This window comes from Roseibium sediminicola, from assembly GCF_023156505.1.
Taxonomy (GTDB): Bacteria; Pseudomonadota; Alphaproteobacteria; order Rhizobiales; family Stappiaceae; genus Roseibium; species Roseibium sediminicola.
Genome location: NZ_JALNMJ010000002.1, coordinates 1 through 24,744 on the forward strand (window position 1 = coordinate 1; position 24,744 = coordinate 24,744).

At 59.2% G+C, this 24,744-nt stretch carries 25 protein-coding genes; 13 read left to right on the plus strand and 12 right to left on the minus strand.

Going from position 1 to position 24,744, the window contains the following annotated elements:
- On the plus strand, window positions 1-92 hold a 92-nt coding region (locus tag M0H32_RS29825; RefSeq protein ID WP_486660012.1), incomplete at its 5' end, for a transposase domain-containing protein.
- A 99-nt stretch (window positions 93-191) separates the two neighbouring features.
- On the opposite strand, the gene M0H32_RS03065 is transcribed toward M0H32_RS29825, so the two are convergent.
- Window positions 192-1,336 (minus strand): IS3 family transposase gene (locus M0H32_RS03065; protein ID WP_248150561.1). Its coding sequence is split into 2 segments (ribosomal slippage): window positions 192-1,093 and window positions 1,093-1,336, totalling 1,146 coding nucleotides; the frame shifts between segments, so codons are not numbered across the junction.
- A gap of 248 nt (window positions 1,337-1,584) precedes the next feature.
- Between M0H32_RS03065 and M0H32_RS03070 the strand changes: the two genes are divergently transcribed.
- The 3 genes from M0H32_RS03070 (at window position 1,585) to dusA (ending at window position 4,956) form a co-directional block, all read left to right on the plus strand.
- Entirely contained in the window at window positions 1,585-1,863 is a 279-nt protein-coding gene (locus tag M0H32_RS03070; protein WP_248150563.1) for a hypothetical protein, read from the plus strand.
- 11 nt (window positions 1,864-1,874) lie between these two features.
- Window positions 1,875-3,281: a hypothetical protein gene (locus M0H32_RS03075; protein ID WP_248150565.1), complete on the plus strand. Its 1,407-nt coding sequence runs from the start codon at window positions 1,875-1,877 to the stop codon at window positions 3,279-3,281.
- Between the two features lie 646 nt (window positions 3,282-3,927).
- Window positions 3,928-4,956: a tRNA dihydrouridine(20/20a) synthase DusA gene (gene dusA / locus M0H32_RS03080; RefSeq protein WP_282449193.1), complete on the plus strand. Its 1,029-nt coding sequence runs from the start codon at window positions 3,928-3,930 to the stop codon at window positions 4,954-4,956.
- A 285-nt stretch (window positions 4,957-5,241) separates the two neighbouring features.
- On the opposite strand, the gene M0H32_RS03085 is transcribed toward dusA, so the two are convergent.
- The 4 genes from M0H32_RS03085 to cobS form a co-directional block, all read right to left on the minus strand.
- Window positions 5,242-5,955: a retropepsin-like aspartic protease family protein gene (locus tag M0H32_RS03085; protein ID WP_248150571.1), complete on the minus strand. Its 714-nt coding sequence runs from the start codon at window positions 5,953-5,955 to the stop codon at window positions 5,242-5,244.
- A complete protein-coding gene (locus M0H32_RS03090) occupies window positions 5,952-6,134 on the minus strand; it encodes a DUF1289 domain-containing protein (RefSeq protein WP_248150575.1) in 183 nt (60 codons plus the stop codon). Before M0H32_RS03090 ends, M0H32_RS03085 begins: the two co-directional genes overlap by 4 nt.
- A gap of 63 nt (window positions 6,135-6,197) precedes the next feature.
- Window positions 6,198-7,400, minus strand: coding sequence for an alpha/beta hydrolase (locus M0H32_RS03095; protein ID WP_248150577.1), 1,203 nt, complete (start codon window positions 7,398-7,400; stop codon window positions 6,198-6,200).
- A 28-nt stretch (window positions 7,401-7,428) separates the two neighbouring features.
- Window positions 7,429-8,292 (minus strand): adenosylcobinamide-GDP ribazoletransferase, encoded by an 864-nt coding sequence (cobS, locus tag M0H32_RS03100; protein WP_248150579.1) that lies wholly within the window; start codon window positions 8,290-8,292, stop codon window positions 7,429-7,431.
- Between the two features lie 107 nt (window positions 8,293-8,399).
- Here cobS and cobT point away from each other — a divergent pair, with 107 nt between their 5' ends.
- Entirely contained in the window at window positions 8,400-9,422 is a 1,023-nt protein-coding gene (gene cobT, locus M0H32_RS03105) for a nicotinate-nucleotide--dimethylbenzimidazole phosphoribosyltransferase (protein ID WP_248150581.1), read from the plus strand.
- Between the two features lie 59 nt (window positions 9,423-9,481).
- Here cobT and M0H32_RS03110 read toward each other — a convergent pair whose 3' ends face one another.
- Both M0H32_RS03110 and M0H32_RS03115 read right to left on the minus strand, forming a co-directional pair.
- Window positions 9,482-10,231 carry a substrate-binding periplasmic protein gene (locus tag M0H32_RS03110; RefSeq protein WP_248150583.1) on the minus strand — a complete coding sequence of 250 codons (750 nt, stop codon included), beginning with the start codon at window positions 10,229-10,231 and terminating at the stop codon, window positions 9,482-9,484.
- Between the two features lie 135 nt (window positions 10,232-10,366).
- Complete coding sequence (locus tag M0H32_RS03115; protein WP_248150585.1) at window positions 10,367-11,908, minus strand: sensor histidine kinase; 1,542 nt, start codon at window positions 11,906-11,908, stop codon at window positions 10,367-10,369.
- A 131-nt stretch (window positions 11,909-12,039) separates the two neighbouring features.
- Between M0H32_RS03115 and M0H32_RS03120 the strand changes: the two genes are divergently transcribed.
- Both M0H32_RS03120 and M0H32_RS03125 read left to right on the plus strand, forming a co-directional pair.
- Complete coding sequence (locus M0H32_RS03120; RefSeq protein WP_248150587.1) at window positions 12,040-12,675, plus strand: uracil-DNA glycosylase family protein; 636 nt, start codon at window positions 12,040-12,042, stop codon at window positions 12,673-12,675.
- 165 nt (window positions 12,676-12,840) lie between these two features.
- Complete coding sequence (locus M0H32_RS03125; protein WP_248151743.1) at window positions 12,841-13,329, plus strand: Lrp/AsnC family transcriptional regulator; 489 nt, start codon at window positions 12,841-12,843, stop codon at window positions 13,327-13,329.
- Window positions 13,330-13,342: 13 nt separating this feature from the next.
- Here M0H32_RS03125 and M0H32_RS03130 read toward each other — a convergent pair whose 3' ends face one another.
- Window positions 13,343-13,990, minus strand: coding sequence for a TetR/AcrR family transcriptional regulator (locus M0H32_RS03130; RefSeq protein ID WP_248150589.1), 648 nt, complete (start codon window positions 13,988-13,990; stop codon window positions 13,343-13,345).
- Between the two features lie 168 nt (window positions 13,991-14,158).
- Here M0H32_RS03130 and M0H32_RS03135 point away from each other — a divergent pair, with 168 nt between their 5' ends.
- From M0H32_RS03135 to M0H32_RS03150, 4 genes are all read left to right on the plus strand, one after another.
- A complete protein-coding gene (locus tag M0H32_RS03135; protein ID WP_248150591.1) occupies window positions 14,159-16,195 on the plus strand; it encodes an NADH:flavin oxidoreductase in 2,037 nt (678 codons plus the stop codon).
- A gap of 148 nt (window positions 16,196-16,343) precedes the next feature.
- On the plus strand, window positions 16,344-17,579 hold the full coding sequence (locus tag M0H32_RS03140; RefSeq protein WP_248150593.1) for an aromatic ring-hydroxylating oxygenase subunit alpha: 1,236 nt from the start codon (window positions 16,344-16,346) through the stop codon (window positions 17,577-17,579).
- Between the two features lie 4 nt (window positions 17,580-17,583).
- Complete coding sequence (locus tag M0H32_RS03145) at window positions 17,584-18,657, plus strand: FAD-binding oxidoreductase (RefSeq protein ID WP_248150595.1); 1,074 nt, start codon at window positions 17,584-17,586, stop codon at window positions 18,655-18,657.
- A gap of 92 nt (window positions 18,658-18,749) precedes the next feature.
- Window positions 18,750-19,241 (plus strand): DUF302 domain-containing protein, encoded by a 492-nt coding sequence (locus M0H32_RS03150; RefSeq protein ID WP_248150597.1) that lies wholly within the window; start codon window positions 18,750-18,752, stop codon window positions 19,239-19,241.
- Between the two features lie 13 nt (window positions 19,242-19,254).
- Here the strand turns inward: M0H32_RS03150 and M0H32_RS03155 are convergent, their stop codons facing one another.
- The 3 genes from M0H32_RS03155 to M0H32_RS03165 all read right to left on the minus strand — a co-directional run bounded on the left by M0H32_RS03155 (window position 19,255) and on the right by M0H32_RS03165 (window position 21,409).
- Window positions 19,255-19,974 carry a DNA alkylation repair protein gene (locus tag M0H32_RS03155; protein ID WP_248150599.1) on the minus strand — a complete coding sequence of 240 codons (720 nt, stop codon included), beginning with the start codon at window positions 19,972-19,974 and terminating at the stop codon, window positions 19,255-19,257.
- A 16-nt stretch (window positions 19,975-19,990) separates the two neighbouring features.
- The gene (locus M0H32_RS03160) at window positions 19,991-20,869 is read right to left on the minus strand and encodes an NAD(P)-dependent oxidoreductase (protein WP_248150602.1); all 879 of its coding nucleotides are present in this window, start codon (window positions 20,867-20,869) and stop codon (window positions 19,991-19,993) included.
- Window positions 20,870-21,256: 387 nt separating this feature from the next.
- Window positions 21,257-21,409, minus strand: coding sequence for a hypothetical protein (locus M0H32_RS03165; protein WP_248150604.1), 153 nt, complete (start codon window positions 21,407-21,409; stop codon window positions 21,257-21,259).
- Between the two features lie 100 nt (window positions 21,410-21,509).
- On the opposite strand from M0H32_RS03165, the gene M0H32_RS03170 reads away from it, so the two are divergent.
- Window positions 21,510-22,409 carry a LysR substrate-binding domain-containing protein gene (locus M0H32_RS03170; protein WP_248150606.1) on the plus strand — a complete coding sequence of 300 codons (900 nt, stop codon included), beginning with the start codon at window positions 21,510-21,512 and terminating at the stop codon, window positions 22,407-22,409.
- Window positions 22,410-22,428: 19 nt separating this feature from the next.
- Here the strand turns inward: M0H32_RS03170 and M0H32_RS03175 are convergent, their stop codons facing one another.
- Window positions 22,429-23,841, minus strand: a complete 1,413-nt coding sequence (locus M0H32_RS03175) for a patatin-like phospholipase family protein (protein ID WP_248150608.1) — start codon at window positions 23,839-23,841, stop codon at window positions 22,429-22,431.
- Window positions 23,842-24,039: 198 nt separating this feature from the next.
- Here M0H32_RS03175 and M0H32_RS03180 point away from each other — a divergent pair, with 198 nt between their 5' ends.
- The gene (locus M0H32_RS03180) at window positions 24,040-24,744 is read left to right on the plus strand and encodes an SDR family oxidoreductase (RefSeq protein ID WP_248150610.1); all 705 of its coding nucleotides are present in this window, start codon (window positions 24,040-24,042) and stop codon (window positions 24,742-24,744) included.

Below are 24,744 nucleotides of genomic sequence, written 5' to 3' on the forward strand. Positions count from 1 at the left end.
ATCTCAAGGCCACACTCGAAGCCATTGCCGGCGGTCATCCGAAAAGCCGGATCGACGAACTCCTGCCGTGGAACTTCAAGCCGTCAAGCTGAAACCCGGTGGGCCGCAGACAGCGCTTACAGCAAAAGCGCCTTCAGCTAGGAACTTTTCGCTTGAGACCCAATGGTTGCGATTGAATAGCCCCGCGTTTTCTAGACGCCTTCGTCGTTCATTTTCTGCTGCCGTTCGAAGTCGACGGGTGACAGCATCCCGTTTCTGAAGTGTTTGCGTTTTGGGTTGTAGAACATCTCGATGTAGTCGAACACATCCTGCCTGGCCTCGACGCGGGTTTTGTAGGTTCGTCGCCGTACCCTTTCCCGTTTGAGCAGGTTGAAGAAGCTCTCGGCAACAGCGTTGTCTTGGCAGTTCCCGCGCCTGCTCATCGAATGCACGAGGTTGTGAGCCTTGAGGAACGATGCCCAGTCCATGCTTGTGAACTGGGAGCCCTGGTCCGAGTGGATCAGAACCTTGTGTTTCGGCGTTCGACGCCACACTGCCATAAGCAATGCTTGCAACACGACATCGGTGGTCTGTCGGCTCTGCATTGACCATCCTACGACACGGCGGGAGTAGAGATCGATCACGACGGCCAGATAGGCGAAACCTTCCTGCGTCCTGATGTAGGTGATGTCCGTTACCCAGATCCGATTGGGGGTAACCACATCGAACTGTCGGTCCAACGTGTTGTCGACGACCAATGACGGCTTGCCGCCATAACGACCCGGTCGACGCTTGTAGCCGATCTCGGCCTTGATCCCGGCCAGCCTGGCCAGACGTGCAACACGGTTCAGGCAACACGTCTCGCCTTGATCGAGCAGATCGTCATGAAGCTTGCGATAGTCGTAGACCTTGCCGCTCTCTTTCCAGGCCTTGCTGAGAAGCTCTGTCTGGCGGATGTCTTCCCGAGCCCGTTTGCTCAGCGGAGCCATCAGCCAGGCATAAAAGCCGCTTGGATGGATGCGCAGGCAGCGGCACATCGCCCGCACCGAAAACACGGAGCGATGCTCGGCGATGAAGGCGTACCTCACTTTGCATCCTTGGCGAAGTACGCGGTTGCCTTTTTTAGGATGTCGCGCTCCTGGGTGACGCGAGCCAGTTCCTGCTTCAGCCAACGGATCTCCGCAGCTTGATCGCCATCACCCGGATCGGGCGACTTGGAGAACTTCTTCTTCCAAGCATAAAGGGAATACGCGCTCACACCCAGACGCCTTGAAACCTCCGCAACCGGATAGCCGCGTTCGGTGATTTGGGCCACAGCATCCCGTTTGAACTCATCACTGAATTTGCTCGTGCCCATTATGGCCTCCTTGCCTCAAAATTAGGGAAGAAGGCGTCTACAAATCTAGGGGCTATTCAAATTGTTTCAGCATCTGTTCAGCAAACATTTGGCGTGTTATCTTGAGTGGCATAGATAAAAATTACTCTTTAGGTTGTATCTCGTTCAGCAAATTGTAAGAATGAAAGGCCCTCTATTTCACTCTCCGAGGGTGTTGGGAAAAATGTCTCTCTGAACCAGAAGGGAACAAAATGGACGGAAACACTATCATGATCGTTACTGCGATTATTGGGGGAGTTATCGCTGTCTTTGTTTTGGCGAAGTTCACCAATGCATTCAAAATCAGAATGAAATTTGGAGACACAGAGGTTGGGGCCGAGGCAAACAATGAACGACCTACCGTCCAGAAAGAGCACGGCACAGTTAGTATTGGCGGGGATTCTGACGGGACCAATATTCTCACGCACACAGGCGATGGAACGGCCACCAAAGCGGGTGTAGTCGAAATCGGGGGTTCTGCTCGAACAACCAATGTGGAAGTAAAATAAGGTAGAAAAAATTGATCCTAAATCAATTGTTTTTCTGGCGACGTGACAAGCAACTAGAGGAGTTAAGTGCGGAGGCTGAGGCTGGAAACAAAACTGCCCATCTCAAGCTGATGGCGCACGTCAAGTCCGGTAAATACACCGTCCGCACTGTCGAAAGTTCTATTCTGGTAGACGGGAGCGTGTCAGGCAGTCTTTTAATCGCGGGCAATCACAATACCGTTGTCCAATTGAATTCAGACACCTACCAAATGTTTGACGACCTAATGGCAGTTGCCGTTTTTGAGGGGGCTCAAAAAGAGTTCGTTGAGCGGACATCGCAGACCATTCTTCAACATGGTGGAGGCGATTTCTTCGGTGATAACCGTTTGTCGCGGTTAGACGATGTCCTGAGAATAGCTGCGAAGCGAGCTAAAGAAGAAAATAGTGAAGCGCGTAGGTTAATCTATAGTGCTGCTAAGAATAGAAAAATTGAACCAATCGTTGAATTCGTGGAAACACTACTAGTGGAAGGATCTTTGACACAGAAAGAAGTTGAAGACTATTCATCTTTCTGCTGGATGATCGGTTTGGGTGAACAGTTCCGAAAATCTATCGAATTAGGGCTTGAGAGATTTCCGCATAGCGCTAACCTTAAGTTAAATCAAATATCAATCTATGACCGTCAAGGAGATGAGCAAAAAGCAAAAGAAAAACTACTGGATATTTATAAACGAAACGAAAAAATAAATAGTGACGAAGATGCAAAGGTGCAAATTTTAGTCCGAAGGTTCCTTGCGCATTTTTCGAAAACAAAAGAAGAGCGTGATAAATACTTCGATGAAGCTATTGAGATTTCCGATATATTTGCATCTGAGAATAATAACTTTGTCGATATTAAGATTGAAGCGTTGCGTGAGGCGGGTCGTGACTTAGGCCATCTAGAGGCAATCGAGTCTTTTTCCGAACGCGATACACTATATGGCAAGGGTATAATCGCCTCCAAGGAGGGCGATTATGCAGTTGCTAGACAACTCTTTCTCAAGTGTTTGAAGTTGGATAAGAAACTTAATGCATTTGATAACATAAACGACGATCTAAAACAACTTGCAGAGGTTAGCAAAGAAATTGGAGACTTTACAAATACGAAGAGATTTTTGGATGAATACCTAGAGCTGCAAAAAGCTATGGAGTGCATGCCTGGACAGAGGTCGGCATTTATGCGCATGGCAGAACTGAGCTTAGCAGTCTCATCCTCCAGAAGTAGCGAGACGCATCATTTTGATGGGACCGACTACGATCATTGCATGAGTCAAGCCATTCGGATTTCAGAAGAAATTGGAGATTACAAAGCCGCGGCGCTCTTGAGCGAAACTCGAGACGAAAAGTTGAAGCAACTTAAAATGTTAAGCATGTTTGCGGGTTTGTTGCCTAAGGACTGATAGCTCAGTTTTGGGATGTGATTATAGCGCTAAATCGGATTGTTTAGCCAGTAATGGGAGTTCAGGCTTTGCAACTTCGCTACATTCTGGTCGAGTCGTTCTACGCTCGACGCGCGATTGGTAAAGCGTAAAATGGGCTGCAGACGACCTTTACGAATCCTAGGCCGAACGGCCACAAAGGGCCGAAAGTGCCCTGACCTAGACTCAGCTGGGATGCCTGCTGTGCTGATAAAAAAGACAAAATCTTACCTGAACACTCCCGACCCCAACGCCATTCTTAGTGCCATTTGCAGCGAAAGACTCTTCGGAATAGACTTTCGGACTACATTGATCCGGTGCTAAGCAATAAAGACCATGCCAGTGTTGGCGACACGCCATTGGCTTTTTGCCCCTAGTTGTCCGCACTTGTCTGTTAGTTTGCTACTTCGTGGAGACCGTCGCTCGAAAGCGTGCTTTGCATTTTACCGAATGGGAAGCAGCAGGGCTTCTGAAGGCATTTTGGTCGCAAAAAATCACGGCTGTGCGAGGCGGACGAAATCCGCTACACCATGCGCAAATTTGCTACACCATTTTGGTGTAGCGCGCAGGTGAAAGGCGCGACGCCGTCAAAGCCAAAGTAATCGCTAAGTAGGTTGAATTGAAAAAGTTGAGTTATTTCCTAGGTGCGAAAGCAGCTAAAGGTGTATTCGCGCCTCGCTTTGCAACCGCCCCCATGATGGAGTGGACCGACCGCCATTGCCGGGCCTTTCACCGGCAATTGACGGCGCATGGGCTGCTTTACACCGAGATGGTGACCACCGGAGCGGTGATCCATGGCGACCGGGAACATCTGATCGGCTTTTCGGAGTGCGAACATCCGATTGCCTGCCAGCTGGGTGGCTCCGATCCGGCGGAAATGGCGGAGGCAGCGCGGATTGTCGAGGGCTTCGGCTATGACGAGGTCAATATCAATGTCGGCTGTCCGTCCGACCGGGTGCAGTCGGGCCGTTTCGGTGCCTGCCTGATGGAAGAGCCGGCCCTGGTGGCGGCCTGCGTCGAGGCCATGAAATCGGCTGTCGAGATCCCGGTTACCGTCAAATGCCGCATTGGCGTTGACGATCAGGATCCGGAGCTTGCGCTCGATGCCATGGCCGACGCGGTCTTTGCCGCCGGCAGCGACGCGCTCTGGGTGCATGCCCGCAAGGCCTGGCTCAAGGGGCTGAGCCCCAAGGAAAACCGGGACATACCACCGCTGGACTATGACCGGGTGCTGCGGCTGAAGCAGCGGCTGCCGGAAAAATTCATCGGCCTCAATGGCGGTCTGCAGGATCTCGATCAGGCCGAACCCTTTCTCGACACCTTGGACGGACTGATGTTCGGCCGCGCGGCCTACCACACGCCGGAGATCCTCGGATCCGTCGACCGCCGCCTCTATGGCGGCACGGAGACCGATGTGTCGCCCTGGGCCGCGGTCAAGGGGCACATGACCTATCTGGAAGAGCAGCTTGAAAAGGGCGTGAAGTTGGCGCACATGACCCGGCACATGCTTGGTCTCTTTCACAGCCGTCCGGGCGCGCGCGCCTGGCGCCGGATCCTCACCGTCGAAGCCATCAAGCCGGGCGCGGGTCTGGAAGTCGTCGAGCAGGCTCTGGCTGCTGTCAGCCCGGCGGGCGCTGATCTGGCTGCGGCGGAGTAATCCGGACCAGCGGCTGGGCGATGGTCAAGGCGTCCGTTGCGAGGCTCAGTGTCACCCCGGACAAGCGCAGCGAAGATCCGGGGCCTACTCGCCCAGCAGCTTGCATTCAGCCAGAGTTCGCGCATTGCACCGGTTCCGCAATTTCGGTCACTCTGGAAATGAGTGGGCCCCGGGTCTCTCGCTTTGCTCGCCCGGGGTGACACGGAGTGTGTGGTGAGGGCTCGAACAATTAACTGCCGGTTTTGGAAGTGTAGGCTCCAGCGCAGGAACCAAATCCACAAATCATCACGGCGTGATGATCAGCTTGTCGCCTTCGATACGCCAGCTGCGCAGCTGGTCGAGAGCGCTCATGCCTAAAAGGCTAGAGTCGAGCGATCCATCCCGTGCCACAAAACCGCGGATATTGCGCAGCGCGTGATCGCCGATGGTGATTTGGTCGATGCGGACCGGGGCCACCAGCGCGCGGCCGTTGGCGGTCGATACCGGAACGGTGAAGGAGAGGTCTTGCTCGCGCAGACCCGCGCGCAGCGCGTCGTCAAAGGTCAGCACGACAGCGCTGGCGCCGGTATCGAGCAGGAATTGCGTGCGCGTGCCATTGGTGCGCCCGTCGACGACAAAATGACCGCCGGCATCGCGCACGATCAGGATCGTGCCGTCCGGTTGGCTGACCGCAAGGCCGGGCGCCAGAGCGCCGAGCACGCGGTAGCCGGCCTGGACGATGTCGGTGCGATAGGTGTAGCCGGCGACCAGAAGGACGCACAGGCCGCCCCAGAAGAGCGTTCCCTGAAGCACTTCGCGCACTTTGGGCTGACCGAAGATGAAACTGGCCAGAAACACGAATGCGAGCGCGGACAGGGCCACGAGGCGCGGGCCGGTGTCGTCGAAATTGGCATTTGTCGGGTCGGTGGGATCGCCGAACAGCGCATAGAAGACAACGCCGCCAAGCACAATCACCAGAACTGCGACCATCAGTCCGCGCAGCTGCTTCGGGCCGTTCATGCGCGGCTCCCGGAGGTGCCGCCGGCCGGGCGCCTGTTGCCGAGATCGGCGAGAATGTCGGCTCTCTGGCCATCGCTGTAGCTGGCCCAGGAGGAGATTTCATCCAGGGTGCGCAGGCAGCCGAGGCAGAGGCCGGTCTGCCGGTCGATCTGACAGGTTTTGATGCAAGGTGACTTCATGAAGCGGATATGGCGGTGGATTGTGGTTTTGCCAAGACGAAATTACGTGAAAATCCGAGGTCCTCAGCCGCCTCCGGCATAGGTGAACGGTGCTGTGATCACCTTGATGGGCAGGGACACGACCGCACCGGTGGTGTTGCCGACAAAACTGCCGAGATCATTGCCGAGATTGGCGCCGCGGTTTTGATCCGCAGAGGACGCGACGGCGGATTGGCTTAAGGCCCTGCGCATCTCCGGTCTGAGCTGGGCAAGCTGGGCGAATTTCGAGTGGTTGGTGCTGTCGAGCGAGTCCAGTTCGGTGACATCGATGACGATGGCGCCGAGCTCGGCCAGTTCCTGGTCGTCCGAATAAGCGCCCACCCGTTCCTTGCCGCCGGCAATGGTGCGGGAAATGCGCAGGGCCTTGTCGTCCCGGGAGACGATCACAGTAAAGGGGCGCGACGGTTTGCCGAGTTTCTTCAGTTGCGCCTTGAAAAGGTCGATGTCGATGTCGGGAGCCGCCAAAACGACCTCGTCGATGCGCGTGCTGAGCAGCCGGCGGTTTTCCGGGCGCGCCTGCACGGCGGTTTCCATCAGCAGCCAGTTGCCCATGGAATGAGCGAGCACCGTGATGTGTTCCACGCGTGTTCCGGCCAGCCCAGCGAGCGTTTCCTCCAGCGCGCTGCGGGCGACCGCCGCGCTGTTGAGATCGTAGACATAGTCCTGCAGTTTGCCGCGCGAAGCCCAGGTGAACATCACCGGTACGCCCTTGAACTGGCTGTCGTGAACGATCTGGGTGAACCGGTAGAGGGCTTCTGGAAAACGGGTGTTGTAGCCGTGAATGAAGACCAGGATGTTGCGCTCGCCTTTCGGCAGCGCCGCCAGGCGCGCGTTGATCTTTGCCTTGAATGCGGCCTTGTCGGCGATATAGCCGGCACCGCGCGCGACAAACGCCTTCTCAGGATCGCCCGGCAGGCTGTCGGGCCATTCGATGGCGCCCGGAACGTGGCTCGGCGGCACCGAAATTGAGGCTTCGGCGAAACTGAGCGCAGGTGAACGTTCACCGTTGAAATAGGTGTCCGGGCGTTCATCGCGTTTGCGGGTGGTGGCGATCAGGATGTCGCTGACCTGTGCGTCGGGCGACGGTTCGGTGTTGAGGACGAGCACGCCGGCATCCGGCCGGCCGCCACAGGCGGACAGCAGCATCAGCGTCAGCACCAAAACACCCGCCAAAAAGGCCTGCTGCGCGTAAACGCAAGGCCGGTCATGTCCCGCAGAAGTGATCATTTAATCGATCTGTCCCATACACCGTTTCTCATGGCACCATAAGCATCCCGACAAGAAAGCCAAGTCCGCTGATTTGCTGAACGGCGCCCAAAACATCACCTGTGGCACCGCCGATTTTCTGCAGGGCGAGACGGCCGGTCAGGAGAGCGGTCCCACCCGCCAGCAATAACGCCAGTATCAGAGCAGGCAGCGGCAGCAGCAGCAGCGGCGCAATGAGGAACGGCAGGGTCGCGATCGATGTCTGGCGCAAGGTTTCCGCTGTCGGTTTGCCGAAGCGGGCGGCAAGGCCGTCCGGGCGGGCGAGGGGGCGGCACTGCCATTGCCAGACCAAGAGGGCCCGGCTTACGGCTTCGCTTGCCAGAAACAGCAGCGCGGCGTCGGCGGGAGAAAACCGCTGCCAGAGGGCGGAGAGCAGCGCGATCCTGAGCACAACGCCAACGATCAGTGCCAGGGCGCCGAAGGCACCTATACGGCTGTCTTTCATGATTTCCAGCCGCCGGTCACGGGTCGCGCCACCGAAAAAACCATCGGCGACATCGCTGAGGCCGTCCTCGTGGAGCGCGCCCGTGGTGGTGGCGAGAAGCCCTGCGACCATTGCGGCCACCGCCAGCCCGGGCAGCGCCGAATAGGCGAGCAGCATGCCGAGTGCGGCCGCCGGCAGGGCGATCACAACGCCGGCAAGCGGGGCCGCGCGCGCGATCCGGCTGAAGTCCGGCGCGGCGGCCGGGTCGTCCAGCGTATTCAGACGCGGCAAGGGCAGACGGGAGAAGAATCGCACGCAGGCCGCGGTGTCGGCGGCGAGCCGCGCAGCCCGGGATCCCGCATTATCCCGGGTTTTGTCCGACCGGGAAACAGGTCCGGATTCATGCTGTTGGTCGGATTCGGAGCTCATCAGGCCGGTCCCGTGCTTGAGTTTTTCAGGCGCGAAGTTATAGATCAGCCCCTTGAAGAGACCAAGTGCCGGTTGTCGCCGGCCCAAATGAGCGGAACCAGAACCCCATGTCCCTATCCGAGACCGCGCTGCCTTTCGACGATATCCGCAACCTGGTGAAGTCCATGCCCGGACCGGACGAGGAAGCGCTCGGCAAGGTCAAGGCGCGGGACGCGGAACTGACCAAACCGGCCGGGTCTCTCGGACGGCTTGAGGAAATTGCCGAATGGCTGGCTGCCTGGTCCGGCAAGGCGCCGCCGAAAATCACCCGCCCGCTGGTCGCCATCTTCGCCACGGCGCACGGTGTTGCCGATGAGGGTGTCTCCGCCTTTCCGAGTGCGGTCAACCGGCAGATGGTCGAGAATTTCGCCGCCGGTGGCGCCGCTATCAACCAGCTGTGCCGGGCCTATGACATCGGTCTGAAGGTCTTCGATCTCGCCGTCGACATGCCGACCCCGAGCATCACGAAGGAAGACGCCATGGACGAGGCCAACTGCGCCGCCACCATGGCCTATGGCATGGAAGCGCTGGCCGGTGGCATCGACCTGATTTGCCTGGGCGAAATGGGCATCGGCAACACCACGGTGGCCGCCGCCGTTCTCAACGGTCTGTTCGGCGGCAAGGCCGAGGACTGGATCGGCCGAGGCACCGGTGTCGACGATGAAGGCCTTGCGCGCAAGCGGGCTGCTGTTGAAACCGCGATTGCCCGGCTGAACGGTGAAAAGGATCCGCTGGAAGTGCTGCGCAAGATCGGCGGGCGTGAAATCGCCGCCATGGCCGGGCTGATCATTGCCGCGCGCCTGCAGCGCGTGCCGGTCATTGTCGACGGCTTTGTCACCACGGCGGCCGCCGCCGTGGTCTATGCCATGGACCCGTCCGGTCTCGACCATTGCCTGTTCGCGCATGTTTCCGCCGAGCAGGCTCATGCGCGCGTCCTTGAGCATATGGGCAAGGACGCCCTTTTCGATTTCGGAATGCGCCTGGGGGAAGGCTCGGGCGCGGCGCTTGCAGCCGGTATTGCCAAGGCGGCCGCCGAAATGCATTCGGGCATGGCGACCTTCGCCGACGCGGGTGTTGCCGGGAAATCCTGAGGGAAACCCGTTTGATCCGGATTTCCAGTCTAAATCCCCGCAGCCCCTAGACCGAACCGTCAGTTGAGAAACTGGTCCAGCGTTTTCGCCTCCTTGAGTTTCCTCAGGGAGGCGTTAAAGCGCCTGATGAATTCAGCGCTGCCGTCCTGGTCCCTGGGCGCGAGCATATGCAGGGGCGACGCCGCGACCACGTCCTCCAGAATATCAAAATCGCTTCTCCCCATGCCCATTTGTCCGGCCAGGTAGAGAAGAACCCGTTCGCTGCCGACGACCACATCGACGTGCCCCGCCTTCACCATGTTCAGGCAGGCCGTCAGATCCGTCGGGCTGGACACCTGGGCCAGACCGAGTTCGACCATTTCCAGAACCGGAACGATGACGGTGTATCCGTGCGGGACACAGAAAACAGCGCCTTCGAGTTGGGAGATGTTGGTTTTGCCGCCCGCACGGCCTTTTGCCATGAAGGCTTTCGACAAAACCGTCGCGATCGGCTCGGAATAGAGCATTTTCGAGCGCCGTTCCTGGCTCTCGAACCAGGCAAATGACGCGGTGTATTTGCCACGCAGGGCCAGTTCGTAGGCCCTCGGCCAGGGCAGCACGTCGATCCTGTAGGGCAGTCCCGTGTCCTCCATGACGGCCGTCACGATCTGGGTGGCGATGCCGCCACCAGGGAGCCTTACGTCGCTAAAGGGCGGATAGTCATCCCCGGTGCTCAATGTAAGCGGTTCCTCGGCATGGCCGGGCAAGGTGAGAAACATGGCCGAGAGCAGAAGTAGGATTTTACCTGTCGTGAAGAGCCGCTTTCGCATGAGACTTCTCCGAAAAGAACGTCGACAAGGATAGCACTCGTTCCGTCGGTGGCGGTAGTAATTGCGTGAAAGGGGAAGTGATTTACTTAAAAATTAAGTTGTCACTTGGGCGGATGAAAGTCTAGGTAGGTGCGACTAAGCAAATTTTACATCAGTGGTATTTTCTTCCGGATCCACCCAGACCACGTCCGGCGAGAAATTCATGATCCGGGCGCGCGGCAGGGTCACCGTGACCTCGGTGCCTTCGCCGAGCCTTGATTTCAGTGAGAACTTGCCGTCATGCATGTTCACCAGAGCCTGGACGATGGAAAGGCCGAGGCCGGTTCCCGGTTCTGCGGTTTTGATGGCATGAGAACCCTGACCGAAGGCTTCGAGCACGGTCGGGATTTCTTCTTCCGGGATACCCGGTCCGGTGTCCTTGATGGAGACGTACTGACCGCCGTCCGATGTCGGGCCGACAATGACCCGGACTTCTCCACCGACAGGCGTGAACTTGACCGCGTTGGACATCAGGTTGAGGACGACTTGCCGCAACGCCCGTTCGTCGGCCCAGACGCGGGGCAGGTCCGGTTCATGGGTATGGTGCAGCGAGATCGACTTGGCCTTGGCGCGCACCTTCATCATCGTGCCGCATTCCTCGACCACGTCATCCAGGAACAGCGGTTCCTCGTGGAGCTCGTGCCGGCCGGCCTCGATCCGCGACAGGTCGAGAATCTCGTTGATCAGGTTCAGGAGGTGCTGCCCGGAACCATGGATGTCTTCCGCGTAAGAGCGGTAGTTCTTGTTCTCCATTGGGCCAAGCACCTCGTCCTTCATGATCTCGGAGAAGCCGAGGATCGCATTGAGGGGCGTGCGCAGCTCATGGCTCATGGTCGCCAGGAAGCGGGATTTGGCGAGGTTGGCCGCCTCCGCGCGCCGGCGGGCTTCGTCTGACATGGCATTGGCGGTTTCCAGTTCCGCAATCAGGTGATCCTTGTCGGCCCGGTATTCCAGCATCGTGTTGGCGTTCTTGAGCAGCTGGTTGCCCAGGATGAAGAAGAAACCCTGGGCGCCGATGGCCATCGCCGCCAGCGTGTAATGGATCGGATCGACTTCTCTCAGGAAACTGACGGTCACCACCAGCGTCATCGGCAAGGTACTGGCCAGCAGGCATTTCGGCAGGGTCGCCGACTGCATCGTGTTCATGGCGACCACGATCAGGAGGGTCGCGAAATGAAAGATCACGAAGCCTTCGCCGGCATCGTTCGTCTTCGGCATCAGGAAGAACAGCGCCCAGCTGCTGCCATAGATGAAATCGCCAAGGGTGAAGCGCCGGCGCCAGTAAATCCGGGCTTTCTGGTCGGACGGCGCTTTTTCATAGGAATGGCTGGTCACCACCATCAGGAAATGGGTGCACAGCGTCACGGTGAACCAGGCGCCGATAAACAGAGGATCGATCCACAGCACGGAGATCGCCGCAACGATCAGCGCCAGCAGCGGTACCGCGTAGGCCGCGTTGATGCGCGTGTCGGCGAAAAGGTGCTGGCGTTCCAGGTCGAAGGTGGTGTTGCGGCTTTCCGGCGCGCCAAGGCGGCTGCGCACGTCCCGTGCCGAACGCGCCATTTCGCGCCGGCGAAGCGCCCGCTGCTCATTGATGGCGTCTTTGTCAGCGCCTGTGTCTGACGCAAGGGTTCTCATATGCCGCCCAGGAGTTTTGAATTTGTTATTGTGTGATTACGTGTTTATTCAATCTGACTCACCATTCCTTAAGATCGTCCTCAGTTTCGTGGTTAGAAGTCTCTTAACAGCCTGTGCCAAGGTGCAACTTTGTGACTGAAAAACCGGCCGCATCCGGGCTCGACGCCCTTGTCCGCGAGGTTCGCGCCTGCAGGGTTTGCATAGACCGACCCGACAAGGCGCCCCTGCCTCATGAGCCGCGGCCGGTGCTTCAGGTCTCCTCGACGGCGCGGCTGTGTCTTTGCGGCCAGGCGCCGGGAACGCGGGTGCATCAGAGCGGCCGGCCTTTCACCGATCCGAGCGGCGACCGCCTGCGTGACTGGCTCGGAATCGGGGAAGAGACTTTCTACGATGCCGGCAAGCTGGCCATCGTGCCGATGGGCTTCTGTTTTCCCGGGCTCGATGACAAGGGTGGAGATCTGCCGCCGCGCGCCGAGTGCCGCAAGGCCTGGCATGATCGTGTGTTTGCCGCCATGCCGCAAATCGAGCTGGTTATCGTCATCGGGCAATATGCCCAAGCCTACCATTTGGGCACCCGTCGGCAGAAAACATTGACGCAAACCGTTGCCAATTGGCGCGCTCATTTCGACGAGGAGGGCGGGGAAGGCCCGAAGGTGCTGCCGCTGCCGCATCCCTCCTGGCGCAACAATGCCTGGCTGAAGAAAAACCCGTGGTTCGAAGCGGATCTTCTGCCTGTGTTGCGGCACCAGGTCGCCCGTCTGATATGAGACCAGCAAAAACGCATGGCATTCGAAAAATATTCTCAAAATGAGAAGATTTGACTTTCGTATTGAAATTCAGTTACGGCTTTTTATCTCCAGATAAAATGATTTCCCAACGAGCTGGATGTGTCTTGGAGCAGTCCGCCGACAGCAACGGATCTCAAGTAGATGATTGACCGCATTGACCGCCGCATTCTTTCCATCCTGCAGGAAGACTGCACCGTGCCGGTCGCCGAAATCGGCCGGCGGGTCGGCCTGTCGACCACGCCGTGTTGGCGGCGGATTCAGAAGATGGAAGAGGACGGCGTCATCACCGGCCGGGTCGCGCTGCTGGAACCGTCCAAAGTCAATGCCAAGGTCACGGCCTTTGTCGCCATCACCACCAGTCAGCATTCCGAGGACTGGCTGAAGAAATTCGCCGATGTCATCCGGGAGTTTCCGGAAGTGGTCGAATTCTACCGCATGGCGGGGCAGGTGGATTATCTCCTACGGGTCGCGGTGCCCGACATCGAGGCCTATGACGCCTTCTACAAGAAGCTGATCTCCAAGATCGACATCTCTGACGTCTCGACCACCTTCGCCATGGAGCAGATCAAGAATACGACGGCCTTGCCGCTCTCTTATGTCGCGCCGGAAAAGCCGAAGGCGGACAAGGACTGACTGAGGTCTCGACTCACTGTTCTGACGGTACCGGATGCCGCGCGAAGAAGCGGGCGCATTCTGCCTCTGAGACCTGCTTGCCGGAAAAGATCTCGACATAATAGGGCATGCGTTGCAGGCGTGGTCCGAGTGGCTCTGAAGGCCTGTCCTTGATCATCGAGATATAGCCGATCTGGGTCAGATAGACCGTATCGGCGCGCACCCGGGCAAAGGTTGCTTCATAGCCGAATTTCAAAAACATCGCTTCGAGCGCGTCGACACGCACCCGGTCGGCTTCCTCCAGGAGGTGCGCCAAACAGGCATCCGTATGTGCCCAGTTGCGCATGGCGAACTCCAGCCGTGAATCGAACAGCTCAGGCAACAGCCACAGATCGAAGATGTTCAGGATCGCCTCGGTGATCGTTTCCGCATAGGCCTCGGTCTGCCGGACAAGATTGCCGGTGTTCTTGGATTGCCACAGGGTAACCAGCGCGTTCAGAAGATCGTCCCGGTCCGAGAAATGGCCATAGAAACTGGTGCGCGACAGGCCGAGGCGCTCGGCAAGCGGCATCACCTTGACGGTGTCGATGCCACTCTCGATCAGCGCCTGATAGGCCGCTTCGATCCAGATCTCGCGCGTGCCGCGCCAGCCGGATGTCTTTTCGATCAAAGGCTCGTTCATGCAGCTTCGGTAGCAAGGGAAATCCGGCCCCGCAATCAAAATTGACACCTGTGTCATCAAAAGCGACATGAATGTCGCTTTTGGGACTTTCAAGGCCTCCATGCGCCAATTAGTGTCATTTCAAAGAGGCGTTCCGCGACGCGAGCGGAGGATTGAAGAGGGAAGCGCATGTCGAAGGATCCGTTGCTGCAGCCGTATCAGCTCAAGCATCTGACGCTGAAAAACAGGATCATGATCACGTCCCACGAGCCGGCCTACCCGGAAGACGGCATGCCAAAGGACCGTTACCGCGCCTATCACGAGGTGCGGGCCAAGGCAGGGGTTGCGCTGACCATGACTGCCGGTTCGGCGGCCGTTTCCAGAAATTCGCCGCCGGTCTTCAACAACATCCTCGCCTACAAGGACGAGGTCGTGCCGTGGATCAAGCGGTTGACTGATGCTTGCCACGATAATGGCTGCGCGGTGATGATCCAGCTGACCCATCTGGGCCGTCGCACCCACTGGAACAAGGGCGACTGGCTGCCGGCGGTTTCCTCCAGTCACGAGCGCGAAGCCGCGCACAGGGCGTTTCCGAAGCAGGTGGAAGATTGGGACATCGCCCGGATCATCGAGGACTATGCCGACGCCGCCGAGCGCATGAAGGCCGGCGGCATGGACGGCATCGAGCTGCAGGCCTATGGCCACCTGATGGACCAGTTCTGGTCACCGGTGACCAATACGCTCGACGGTCCATATGGCGGCTCGCTGGAAAACCGCATGCGCTTTTCGCTGGAAGTCATCGAGGCGGTGCGCAAGCGGGTCGGCGACGATTTCATCCTCGGCATCCGCTTCACGGCCGACGAGGATCTTGAGGGTGGCATCACGCCGGACGAAGGGCTGCAGATCGCGCAGCGGCTGAAGGACACCGGCCAGATCGACTTTTTGAACGTGATCCGTGGCCATATCGACACCGATCCGGGCCTGACCGACGTGATTCCTGTGCAGGGCATGCGCAACGCGCCGCATCTCGACTTTGCCGGGCGCATCAAGAAGGAAATCGGACTGCCGACCTTCCATGCGGCCAAGATCCCGGACGTCGCCACCGCCCGCCACGCAATCGCCGAAGGCCTGCTCGACATGGTCGGCATGACCCGTGCGCATATGGCCGACCCGATGCTGGTCAAAAAGATCGCGGAAAAGCGGGAAGACGACATTCGTCCCTGCGTCGGCGCCACCTATTGCCTCGACCGTATCTATCAAGCGGGAGATGCTCTGTGCATCCACAACGCGGCGACGGGTCGCGAGCTGACCATGCCGCATGAGATCCCGCCGGCGGAGCAGAAGAAAAAGGTGGTGATTGTCGGTGCCGGACCGGCTGGTATGGAAGCGGCGCGAGTTGCCGCCGAGCGCGGTCACGACGTCACCGTGTTCGAGGCAGCGCCCGATGCCGGCGGTCAGATCCGTCTGACTGCCCAGTCCGAACGCCGCCGCGAGATGATCTCGATCATCAAGTGGCGCATGGATCAGTGCGTCGCAAGGAATGTAAGGTTTCTCTTCAACACTTTCGCAGAAGCTGATGATGTTACGGCAGAAAGTCCGGATACAGTCATCATCGCAACCGGCGGCTTGCCGCACACGGACGTGCTTGAGGACGGCAATGATCTGGTGGTGTCGTCCTGGGACATCATTGCCGGGGACGTGAAGCCGGGCAAGCGGGTGCTGGTTTATGATGATGCCGGAGATCACGCCGCTCTGCAGGCAGCCGAGATCATCGCCAAGTCAGGTGCTCATGTGGAAATCATGACGCCGGACCGGTCTTTTGCGCCAGATGTCATGGCCATGAACTTGGTACCCTATATGCGTTCGCTGCAGGACAAGGATGTCCGCTTCACCGTGACCTACCGGCTCAAGGCGGCGAAACGCTCGGGCAACATGATCACCGCGGTGGTCGGCACGGACTATTCCAGCCATACCGAGGAGCGCGACTTTGACCAGATCATCGTCAATCATGGCACCATTCCGATGGATGAACTCTATCTTGAGCTGAAGCCGGGTTCGAAGAACCTGGGGGCAGTCAATCAGGAGGCGCTGATCTTCGGACGGCCGCAGCCGCTCGATGCCAATCCGGGCGGTGCCTTTGCGCTTTACCGGATCGGCGATGCGGTCTCCGCGCGCAACACCCATGCGGCGATCTATGATGCTCTGCGGCTGGTCAAGGACATCTGACTGAATTTTCACCATGGCCGCGGAATTTTCCGGCACGTCTCACATGGATAACCGCATGCCGTTTTTGCGCTATGATACCGTGTTCGGGTGAGCCTACTTTCCGTCGCAGGGATCGGCCGCCAGACTCGGCCGGAAAGGACGTGTCATCATGCTCAGCGATGCAGATATTCTCTCACTCTTGATGGGCCGCCGCGAAGGATATTCGCTGCCGCAGGCCTTTTACACCGACGCGGATGTCTATCAGGCGGACCTGAGGAACATCTGGCAGAAGGAATGGATCTTTGCCATTCCCTCGGCGGAAGTGCCGAAATCGGGCAATTACGTCACGCTGCAGATCGGCGACTATTCGGTCATCATCGTGCGCGGGTCGGACGGTGTCATCCGGGCGTTCCACAATTCCTGCCGCCACCGCGGCAGCCGGATCTGTGCGGCTTCCAAGGGCTCCGCACCAAAACTGGTCTGTCCGTATCACCAGTGGACCTATGAGCTCGACGGCAAGCTGCTGTGGGCGCGCGAAATGGGGCCGGACTTCAATCCGGGCGACCATGGCCTGAAGACGGTGCACTGCGTGGACGTATCTGGCATGGTCTTCATCTGCCTGGCCGCACAGGCGCCGGATACCGCGGATCTCGTCAAGCAGGCCGCACGCTATCTCGGGCCGCACGATCTTTCCAACCTGAAGGTGGCGCACCAGTCGTCGATCGTGGAACAGGGCAACTGGAAACTGGTGCTGGAAAACAACCGCGAGTGCTATCACTGCTCCGGATCGCATCCCTCCCTGTGCCGGACTTTCCCGGATGATCCGAACCTGGTGGGCGGCGACGATTCCACAAGTTCGAATGCCGGCAAGGCCCATGTGGAGCGCTGCGAGAATGCAGGTTTCCCGGCGAAATACCTGATTTCCGAAAACGAGCAGTGGCGCTTCGTGCGCATTCCGTTCCTGGGCGATGCCGTCAGCTACACCATGGACGGCAAGGCCGGAGTCTCCAAACGCATCGGCACCGTGCCGTTCGACAATGCCGGCTCCTGCCTGTTCTTCCATTATCCGAACACCTGGAACCACTTCCTGTCGGATTCGGTGCTGACCTTCCGCGTGTTGCCGATCGGACCGATGGAAACGGAAGTGACCACCACCTGGCTGGTGCACAAGGACGCCCAGGAAGGCGTCGATTACGATCTGAACCGCCTGACCGAGGTCTGGATCCACACCAATGATGAGGACCGCCAGATCGTCGAGGAAAACCAGATCGGCATCAAGTCGCCGGCCTATGAGCCGGGGCCTTATTCTCCCATGCAGGAAAGCGGCGTCATCCAGTTCATTGACTGGTACGCACGCACCCTGGAAAACGGCCTGATCGGCCGCTTTCGCGTAGCGGCGGAGTAAGCTGATGATCCCGATGCCCGGGCGTGACACGCCGGTTTGGAACGACAGTGAAGTCCTGGAATGTGTGGCCGTTCTGCCCGAGGCGCCGGAGGTAAGGACCTTTACCTTCCGCCCGCCGTCGGGCGCGACCTTTGTCTATCGGGCCGGCCAGTTCATCACCCTGGACCTGCCGGTTCCCGGCGGCAACGTACAGCGCACCTACACGATCTCGTCGTCGCCCGTGACCAGCGCCTATATCTCAGTGACGGTCAAGGCGCATGTGGACAGCATCGGCACCCGCTGGATGCTCGATCACCTGAAGCCGGGCATGCAAATCAAGGCCTATGGCCCCGCCGGCCTGTTCCACCTGCCGCCGAGCCCGGACGGAAAATACCTGTTTATCTCCGCCGGTTCCGGTGTCACGCCGATGATGTCGATGGCCCAGACCCTATTCGAGCGCGGCGAAGACCCGGACATCTGCTTCATCCAATGCGCCAACCGGCCGGTGGAACTGATCTTCCGCCAGAAGCTGGAATACATGGCCAGCAGGGTCACCGGCCTGCAGTTGCATTTCGTTGTGTCCAAAAGCGACCCCTATGAGGTCTGGACCGGCTATCGCGGCCATTTCAACCAGCTCATGCTCGGTCTGATGTGCAACGACTATCTGGAGCGGGATGTCTTTTGCTGCGGACCGGAAGGGTTCATGGAATCGGTGCGCGAGATCCTGAACTCGCTCGGCTACGACATGGACCGCTATTACCAGGAAAGCTTCCAGGCGCCGGCGGAAACCAAGGCGGAGCTGACCGAGTTCGACGACGTGGTGCCCCAGGACGATGTCCAGGCGCAGATCGTCTTTGCCAATTCGCAGGTCTCTGCCTGGTGCTCGGAAACCGATACGGTTCTGGCAGTCGCCAAGGATGCCGGTCTAAATATTCCTTCTGGCTGTACCTTCGGCGTCTGCGGTACCTGCAAGGTCAAGAAACTCTCCGGCGACGTGCATATGGTCCATTCGGGCGGCATCAGCGAGGAAGATGTCGAAGCCGGCTACATCCTGGCCTGCTGTTCCAATCCCATCGGGACGGTTGAAGTCGAGGTTTGAGGGGACATACGGAAATATTCAAAATTTGAGATGTATCAATGGCGCGCCGGGGCAAGCAGGCTTAATCTGGGTCGTCATTGGGAGGATATCGCATGTTGAAATTTCCTTGGATCACTTGTCTTGCCGGCGCCATGCTGCTCGGGCCTACTGTCACGTTGGCAACTGCGCAATCCGTGCCGGAAGGGGTGACGGCCTACCAGGTGGAGGCCGCCTTCGAAGATGTGCGCTTCGATCTGGAAAACGCCATCGTCAATCGGGGCCTCGTCATCGACTATGTGTCCCATATCGGCGACATGCTGGCGCGAACCTCGGAAGATGTCGGCGGCGAGAAGCAGATCTTCGCGGAGGCGCAGGCGATGCTGTTCTGCTCCGCCAACCTGTCGCGCAAGGCCATGGAAGCCGATGCGGCCAACATCGCCTATTGTCCCTATTCGGTGTTCGTCTACGAACTGCCCGATCAGCTTGGCACGATCACGGTCGGGTTCCGGCATCTGGCGGAAACGGGCTCGGACGCATCGAAAGCGGCAATTGCCGATGTCAACGCGCTGCTGGATGAGCTGGCCAGGGAGGCCGCCGGACAATAATCGGCGGCCAAGTTCACTCTTCAATCGGCTTGCGCAGCCGCGCCAGCACTTTCTCCGAGGTTAGCTCCCGGGCGGCCGCGCGGCCGACCTTGCGCGCGGTCTTGTCCTCAGACGCGCTCAAGGCCTCCGCAAGCGCGAGGGCGGGTTGATGAAGGTCAGCCGAGCGTTTGCCGATCTGGCGCAGGGCCCAGTGCACCGCTTTCCAGACGAAATTACGCTCGTCGTCGGCGAAATGCTCGATCAGATCCAGATCTTCGATGAATTCGCTGTTGGGGGCGCTCTTGGCATGGACCGCGCGCCAGGCGATCAGGGCAAAACCGGCGCGGCGGACAAACTCGCGTTCATCCGCCACCAGAGCAGCAACCAGCTCGTTCGACCCGGCGCGCCGCGCCAGAACATTGGTCAGCTGATCGCACAGGTCCCACGATTCGATATCGTTCAGCCAGGAGAGCGCCAGCTCCGGGGAAAGCGACCTGTGTGGTGTCAGCAGGATCGCCAGCAGGCGGGCTTCATGCCAGCCGCTCTCCCACAGGTCCTGCGCCAGGCCCGGCAACCTTTCCGGGGATTGGCGGATTCGGCGGGCGAGGGGGCGGAGCACCGAAAGCGGCACACCGAAGGCTTTCGAGGTTTCGATGCCGAACCGGGCCATGCCCGAACGATTCGCCTCGGAGCCGCCGGTGCGCAACTCCTCAAGCACGGTCTCCACCGTCCAGGCCTGGTCTGATACACCCACGGAAACCGCCGGCCGCTTACTTGTCGGCGTTTTCAAGCCGGGCGATCAGGCTGGACGTGTCCCAACGCTTGCCACCCATCGCCTGGACTTCGGCATAGAACTGATCGACCAGGGCGGTTACCGGCAGGCGGGCGCCGGTGTCGTTCGCGGTCTTAAGGCAGATGCCGAGATCCTTGCGCATCCAGTCGACCGCGAAGCCGTAGTCGAACTTGCCTGCATTCATGGTCTCCCAGCGGTTTTCCATCTGCCAGGACTGGGCCGCGCCGCCGCGGATCGCGGAGATGACCTTTTCCACGTCGAGATCGGCCTTCTTGGCAAAATGGATCGCTTCGGACAGCCCCTGGACCAGACCGGCAATGCAGATCTGGTTGACCATCTTGGTGAGCTGGCCGGCGCCGCTTTCGCCCATCAGGCCGACAAACTTGGCAAAACACTCGATCACCGGCTGAGCCTTGTCGAACATGTCCTGATCGCCGCCGCACATGACGGTCAGGAAGCCGTTCTCGGCGCCGGCCTGGCCGCCGGAGACGGGCGCGTCGATGAAACCGCAGCCCTTTTCCTTCGCCGCCGCGTAAAGTTCTCTGGCGACTTCGGCGGAGGCCGTGGTGTTGTCGATGAAGATTGCGCCGGATTTCAGCCCGTGAAAGGCGCCATCCGGACCGGTCGTTACCGAGCGTAGATCGTCGTCATTGCCGACGCAGGCAAAGACAAAATCGCAGTCTTCGGCAGCTTCCTTTGGCGTTGTCGCGAAACTGCCGCCATATTCCTTGGCCCATTTTTCGGCCTTGGCGGTGGTCCGGTTATAGACGGTGACCTCGTGGCCGCCCTTGGTTTTCAGGTAACCGGCCATCGGATATCCCATGACGCCCAGACCGATGAATGCAACCTTTGCCATGACACGGCTCCTTTCTCAGACAAAGGCCCGGTTCTGAACCGGGCCTCTTTGTAAAACATGTTCGTCATGGTTTTAGGGCATTTCCCGAAGACTGTCAGCCTCCGGTCACAATCCCTTAGAGCATCGGGCGTTAAGTTTGAAGCATTTGATGATGGAAAGCAGCTCACTCGGCGAGGCGCGTCCCGCAGCGCGATGCGGTGCATCGGGCAAAGGGCGCAACGCTGCCGATGAGCTGCTTTCCATCACCCGAAGGGCCGGATTCCTTTGCCCGCTGACGTCGTTGGCTTGCGCTTGTGGTGGGAAGCACCACGGCGCGCAACCCGCCTCGTCAGCAGGCAAAGGAATCCCTTCAAATGCTGCAAACTTAACGCCCGATGCTCTAAGCCCTCAGGCCCAATAGGGGCGCCGCTGCCACAGCCACAGGTGCCGCTGACGCTTCTGGTCGGTCACTTCAAGACGTTCCTGCGTTTTCGGATCCGGGCGGGTGTTCGGCGTGAAACGGGTTGCTTCGAGAAAGCTGCGGGCATAAATATCAAACATTGGCTTACATCCTCTTGCCGGTTGATGTGAGCTTAATGTGGCTGATATGTTCGCTTAATGCCAGTTAAGTAGATTTTTGAACTGTAAGGTGATATTACATATGGATTGGCGTTCCTTGCCGTCGCTCAACAGCTTGAAGGCCTTTGCCGCTGTCGCGGAGACCAGGAGCCTGTCTGCCGCCGGCCGCGAATTGAATGTGACCCATGCGGCCATCAGTCAGCAGATCCGGTCCCTGGAAGCGTTTCTCGGCCTGCAGCTCGTGGTGCGCGAAGGCAGGGGCGTGGCGCTCACTCCGGAAGGCGAGCGCCTGTTCGAAGGGGTCAGCAGCGGCTTCGAGACCATCCTTGAGACGTTGGACGATCTTCTGCAGGACGACGTCGCGCGGCCGCTCAACATCACCATGACGCCGTCTTTTGCCATCAGCTGGTTGATGCCGCGGATCAACGACTTCCGTTTAAAACACCCGGATATCGAGCTGATGCTCAATCCGTCGGCGGAAGTGGTGGAATTCCGGCCGGGCGGGATCGACCTTGCCATCCGCTTTGGTGCTGGCAACTGGTCGGGGCTCGACGCCGAATTGTTTCTGGCCACAAACTTCGCCGTTGTCGGCGCCAACTGTCTGATCGGGGATCGAAAGATCGAGAAACCCGAGGATCTGCTCGATTTTCCCTGGCTGCAGGAATACGGCACCAACGAGCTTGCCATCTGGATGGAGCGTCAGGGCGTGGTGCCGAAGGGCAAGCTGAACATCACCCATCTGCCGGGCTACATGGTCTTGGAAGGCCTGCGTCGCGGCGACGGGATCTCCGCGACGGCCAAAACCTTCATCGAAGCCGACATCGAGGCCGGCAATCTCACGGTTCTGTTCGAGGAGGGGGTCTATCCGGGCACGGGCTATCACCTGGTGACCCGCCCCGGTCTCAAGCGCCCGCCGCTCAAGGCGTTCATGGCCTGGATGCGCTCGATGCGCACAGAACAGATCGCGCGCACGGGAGAGTGAAGCCTCTATTGTCGTGATGTCATTCCGCGGCTGCCTGTCCAGCGGTTCCGGCCAGGGGCCGTCCAAGGCTGCCTTCAAGCCGTTCCCTGTGGTGGTCGAGAAAGGCAAGGCCGGTCTCGTAGCCGACCTCGAACAGGAAGGACAGGTTCGAATGGCTCCAGTCTAGGATCTTCGGCCAGTGATTGTCCGGGATGTGGCGGCGGAACGGCATGCGCAGCAATTCCGAGCGGCGGCTGTGCGTGGCGGCGCAAGTCGAGGGCACGCCCGCGGCAAGTTCGCGCTCCTTCAAATAGGCTTCGCGTTGGCGGACGAAAGCGCCGTAATCCTTGTCGACCAGGCCGGTAAGGGTCTTGAGTTTCTGATCGTCATGGTCCCTCAGATAGGCCGCCATCTTGTCCCTGAATACAGCGAGATCGACATCGGCGCTGCCGAGCAGGTCGGCCAGCTCGTAAAGCTCCCGCTCTGCGCGGATCAGGTCGCGTTTGTCCTTGAAGGCACCGGCATCCGTCTCCGCGAGCTCCGCCGCTTCCTCCAGCGCGGTGAGGAAGCGTTGCTGCGCATGCTGCGCGCGCCGCGCCTTGAACTGGCTGAGGCTGTTTTCCGCCAGCCGAGTCAGCGGGGCGATGATCGACTGCACCCAGGCATCGGTCAGGTCGCGCGGTTCGTCGACCAGCTTGCGATGGCCCAGAATGTCGAAAAAAATGATCGTGTCGATGTTGCCGTCGACCATGACATTTTCCGGATTCAGCTGCAGCGGATCAAAGGCCGAGCCTTCCAGATAGGTTTTTTCGCCGCCCTGACCGTCAGGCAGCTTGTAGGGTTCGTAAATGAACGGCATCGCAAGCGCTGCCTTGCAATGATCCAGGCTGAGGGCTTCGCGGTCGAAGGAGACATCCGCCCGGTCCTCGATGCAATAGCTGCCGAGCCGGAACTTTGCCTCGCCGAGATTGTCGAGAAAGGCATCGAAATCGACCAGTCCCTCGATCCAGGACGGCGGCTGGCACAGGCCCTTGCTCCAGGGTGTGAGGCTGGAGGGGATCATGGTCGCCGACATCAGCGCCATCCAGTCGCTGACAAGGCGCTGTTCGCGCGTGTCCCTAGGCGCCTGGAAAAACAGGTTGAAGGCCGGGGCGAGGGCTTCGGCAACGGGTCCTGGTTTCTGGAAGACTTTGAAATTGATCGGCATGAACTGGTAGATGAGGTCCTCGATCCCCATCGTGCTGGTCGCCCGGAAGGCACGCCGGCGCGCCTCGCTGAGGCTTTCGCCGGGCCCGAGGCGTTTCGGCGACACGTAGAGCAGTCCGGCCAGCATGCCGGCCCCCGTCGTCGACATGACCTCGAAATCGAGGCCGGCTTCTTCGAGCGCCAGCAAGGCGCCGCTCATCAGGGGAAGATGCGGCGCGCCGCCGCCCAGAACCAGTCCAATAGGCATCTTGAAAATCCGGCTAAAACAATCTGGGGTTTAGAATAACACGGTTTTCGCGCCCGAAAATCTCCAGCTGTGCCCTGCAGAAAAGTCGAATGCGGCTTTCATTCATTCAACCCCTTGATCCGATCCATTCAGCAAAATCATTTGCCGTGCTCGAACCGACTGCCTAGCTAATTGCGACGAGATCAAAGGAGACAGACAATGAGCGATAGCAAGGTAGCCCTGATCACCGCCGGCGGATCCGGCATGGGCGCGGATGCGGCACGGCGGCTGGCAGCCGACGGTTTCAAGGTCGCGATTCTGTCGTCCTCGGGCAAGGGCGAAGCCCTGGCGGAAGAACTCGGCGGTGTCGGCTTCACCGGCTCGAACCTCTCCAATGACGACCTGAAGTCCTTTGTTCAAAAGGCTCTGGATGCCTTTGGGCAGATTGACGTTCTGGTGAATTCGTCCGGTCACGGTCCGAAGGGTGATATTCTGGAAATCTCCGACGAGGACTGGCATCTCGGAATGGATTATTACCTGATGAACGTCATACGTCCGAGCCGGTTGGTCGCGCCGGTGATGGCGGCCCAGGGCAGCGGCACGGTGATCAACATCTCCACCTTTGCCGTCTTCGAGCCGGACCCGATGTTCCCGACCTCCGGCGTCTTCCGTGCCGGTCTTGCCAGCTTCACAAAGCTCTTTTCCGACAAGTTCGCGGCCGAGAACGTGCGCATGAACAATGTGCTGCCCGGCTTCATCGACAGCCTGCCGGAAAAGGAAGACCGCAGATCCCGCATCCCGATGGGTCGCTACGGCCGCTCCGACGAAGTCTCCAGCCTGATCTCCTATCTTGCCAGCGACGCGGCGGCCTATGTCACGGGGCAGAACATCCGGATCGATGGTGGGCTGACACGGTCGGTGTGA